We start from the raw sequence: 3,805 nt of genomic DNA on the forward strand, positions 1-3,805 counted from the left end.
GGATCGCGTTGAGCACTTGCAGGTTCGGCAGGCTCACATTGCCTCGCTGTCGCGGCAGGCAATGTTCGATCTGTTTGTATTGGGCTTCGGAGATTTCCATCCCCGAAGCATAACCTTAAATCAATGTAGTGTGAACACGCCATAGGCTAGATGCGACATGCGTAACTCCCATGATGATGAGCACGTCGATGATTGCGATCAGCAGCAAACCCAACGCGCTGCCGAGCCCCGAATCCGGCGTCATCGCATCAAGGTACTGCTGAAATGCGACGAAGGTAAACGACAACACGGTCACGGCGAAGACATTCACAGAGACATAGTTGACGAGCAAACCGAGCCAAGCATCGAAGAACCGTTTTGTGACATCGAAAATCAGGCAACCGATGAAGATCGGACCCAAGGCGAGCAGGACCGTCAGCATTCCTTTTGAAAGCAGGATGAGGTACGCAGCGTAGGCCGTCATGATGAACCCGGATGCGTAGTAGATCAGCCCCGACAGGAAGAACGAGAATCCGCTGGAGGTCAACATCGAGCCCTTGGAAACGGCGTCGTGCCCGAGAGCCCACGCCTGCGCAAGCTGTCTGTCGAGGATCGACGGACCGGCAATCGAATCGGCGGTCTGCCCAGTAACGACGCTCGCAAGATCCGTGGGCAGATTCATAACGGGATCCAGCACGTATTGGCCGTAGCCCGCCACCGAAAACCCGATGCTGAGAATCAAGGAGATCCGGATGACGCGGAACACCATATCGTTTCCCCAGTCTTGCACCTTGCCACGAATGCCCGCCCAGGAATACAGGATGAAGTAAATTCCAAGGCACGACGTTACGACCGGCAGCATCGCCGTCATCGTCCTTCGGACCGCCGCATCAAGAAACGCCTCAATCGCGCTCTGATAGTGCGTGAAGATGTTTGCATAGATGGTGAGCGTCATCAGTTTTCTCCTTTCGGTGTCCGGTCAGCGAGACTTTCGTTGACTAAAGTTTTTCCCGCTCGCAGCCTCTTCAGATATTTTCCGTAGTCGCGACACACACGTTCAATTGCAGCGTCGTCGCATGCGTCGAGCGTGCGGCGCTCGAAAGCTAGTAGCTGCCGCTTAATGTGGAGGTGGCCCAGCATCACCCGATCCGGCTGTCGTTTGTTCTCCTCGAGTGCGATCTCGCCGACGACGAACCCGATCATCGAATTCAGAATTTCGAGGGCCGTTTCGAACCTGACTAAGCTCTCACTCATCACAGCACCTCCGTAACGACGGGGAGACCGTCAGCCATCAGCCGATCCAAGCGCTCATGGAAAACACTCATCATTTCCGCGATGTCGTCATACATGGGATTCGGCCTCAGCAAATCGATGCATTTGCCCATTCCATGAACCGTCGACTGGACGGATGTGTACCAAGTGAGCAAATCGGGACACGCGGTACTATTGGCGGCAGCCATCATTCACCTCCTTGCAGGTGGGTCTTGGTTAGGGGCGATCGAGCGTGCTACCGCCCGATCGTCCCGAAAAAAACACGGCGTTTCTGCGTTGGCAGCGAACGCGAGGCCCGTGAGAGCCCACAACGTAGCCGGAGCTCCATTCGAAAGAGCCGCACCGGGCACAAAATCAACGTTCGTAGTCGTCCTTCCCCCGTGCTCGATTGCGCACCGATGTCGTCGTCACGCCAGCCGTCTTCGGGTCGGGCCGGTCGGCGTCGGTCGCGTTTGCCGACATAGCCTGTTTGCCCTTGCGACGATCGAGTTCTTCCCGACTTTCGCGCATCTGCCTCGCGATGTCCTGACGTTCCGTCCGAGGCGCCGGCAGGCTGCTTACAAAGCGTCTGATGTCTCTACCTAGAAGCGTGTCTTCGGAACGCCCAGACGCTTCCAGCCCGCCGGCCAGCGCGAGCCAACCGGTGCAGAGTTCATCGCGGCGTTGTGCAACCCTTGCTTCCCATACCCCGTTGATCTTGATTCCACTCAGTACCGCCTTCGCTGCCTCGCGAAGCTTGGCGAGTTCAACGGTTGATCGCCGATTCTTCTTTTTCGGGTCCTTAGTGATGTGGTACAGATTCTGTCGCGCGGCCTTTTTCACAACACCGCGAACTGATCGAGGCGTTGCCACGGCATCGATCTCCTGTTCGCGCAGCTTCTGTGCGAATAGTTGTCGGAAGGCCCACAGTTCCGACGGGCCATGAAGAAGCCTCTTCCCGCGAACCGAGCCGGCTCTGACGCATATGTGAGCGTGCGGATGCGGTGGGGCCTGCGGATCCGGATCCGTGTCCGGTGTATGCAGGACAAACGCGTACTCATGCCCGGCAAACGCGTCGCGTGAAAACGCGCGAACCGCAGACGTTAGCCGCTCCACGTTCGTCCCAGCCGGCATCGACAGCACAAAGTTCACCGCAAGCTTTCCATTGGTACGATGCTTGGTTGGGCAGCCGGACCAATACTCCTGCAACTCACGGATATCTTCGAGGCACGTCAATTGTTGTCCGCCATCGGTTTCGGCGGCGATTCGGCCGTTGCGCGTGATATAGGTCAGATGAGCCCATACATGACTGGTTGTCTTCGCCACACTGCTGACTTTCACGACGGCCTCCGGCACACGATGCACCACACGGGCAATGGCAGTCCGAGCCGACTCGGACTTGGCAATCGTCGGTCGCCTTGCTCTGGAATGCAGCTTCGGGATGGACGGTCTCACCTGCCCGCTCGATTGCCTTCCGGTGTGAACCGATGCGAGGCGCCGAAGCTCCTCAGAGTCGGACGAATCCAGTATCCCGAGGGTATCGAAGAGTTTTTCGACAGCGCGGCTAGTCATCGCTTCGCGCTCCTTCGGTTGATGCTTGCGTCCGTCAACTCAGCGACAAGGGCGCAATGCGCCTTGATCTCGGCCGAGAGAGCCTCTATGCGCTCTACCGTGACGCTTCGGCTCGCGTTCGGCTCCATATTCAAAGTACGAGCGATCTGGTTGAGGTTCCGGCCAATAGCCGCGAGTTGCCTACTCGACTCCGACAACGCGTCAACTTCCGCGCGGTTGAACTGCGGCTGCTGAAACAACGTCGCCCGTATGAGCTTGACGATCCATTCCGTTCGGCGGAGCCCTTCCTCGGAAGCCGCGACTGAAAGCGACTGATGTTCTTCCGTCGTCAGCAGAACGTTCACCTGCGTTCCGCTGGTACCCGGATTCCTCACGCGGCACATCACCGGCTGCGGCTCAGCTTGCAATACCTTGTCGAGCATAAGCCTGAGAAGCTGTGCTTCGCTTCGGCAACCATGACGCCGAGCGGCGGCGGCAAACTTGTCCTTCGTTTCTCGTGACACCCGAGTGCGGATCGTCATGTACTCGGTCATGCCATGGCTCCGCTACGTGCCCACTTTCTAGAAGAAAGTGTTTCCTGCCCTAGAACACAAGACACATCGCCACTTTCGTTGACGAAAGTTTTCGTCTGTCTGTATTGCGCAATACACGAACGCACAGGGCATCGAAGCGCTTCGTCGCGCTCCCGCGCGACTATGTCGTCGTTGCTTCCAAAGGCGAGGGTTTCCCCCTCGATAGCGGCTCCCGCCGCTGGTTGGCACATTTGGCTATGGTTCATGACGCTCCTCGAATCCCCTCGCTGCACCCGGCCAGAAAGCCCAAAATCGCGTCGTAGGCATACGTCAGCGCCAGTGCGCCGGTTCCAACCGTTGCCATCAGCAACTGATTCCGGACCGGTACGGGATAGGGGATAACAAGTGTCGCTATAAGAGACGGTTTCAAAAAGGCCCGGTGGGGCTGTTAACTTTCGCGGCGAGCTGTTAACCTCAGGCATCGGAACAAC

At 57.7% G+C, this 3,805-nt stretch carries 4 protein-coding genes; all 4 read right to left on the reverse strand.

The window, feature by feature from the left end:
* Positions 1–115: 115 nt before the first annotated feature.
* The 4 genes from WS69_RS04370 to mobC all read right to left on the reverse strand — a co-directional run bounded on the left by WS69_RS04370 (position 116) and on the right by mobC (position 3,335).
* Entirely contained in the window at positions 116–934 is an 819-nt protein-coding gene (locus tag WS69_RS04370; protein WP_059469584.1) for a type IV secretion system protein, read from the reverse strand.
* On the reverse strand, positions 934–1,233 hold the full coding sequence (locus tag WS69_RS04375; protein ID WP_059469585.1) for a hypothetical protein: 300 nt from the start codon (positions 1,231–1,233) through the stop codon (positions 934–936). Before WS69_RS04375 ends, WS69_RS04370 begins: the two co-directional genes overlap by 1 nt.
* 372 nt (positions 1,234–1,605) lie before the next feature.
* Positions 1,606–2,571, reverse strand: coding sequence for a hypothetical protein (locus WS69_RS04385; RefSeq protein WP_156437932.1), 966 nt, complete (start codon positions 2,569–2,571; stop codon positions 1,606–1,608).
* A 227-nt stretch (positions 2,572–2,798) separates the two neighbouring features.
* Complete coding sequence (gene mobC / locus WS69_RS04390; protein ID WP_059469588.1) at positions 2,799–3,335, reverse strand: plasmid mobilization relaxosome protein MobC; 537 nt, start codon at positions 3,333–3,335, stop codon at positions 2,799–2,801.
* Between the last annotated feature and the right edge of the window lie 470 nt (positions 3,336–3,805).

The organism is Burkholderia sp. BDU5, assembly GCF_001522845.1.
GTDB classification, from domain to species: domain Bacteria; phylum Pseudomonadota; class Gammaproteobacteria; order Burkholderiales; family Burkholderiaceae; genus Burkholderia; species Burkholderia mayonis.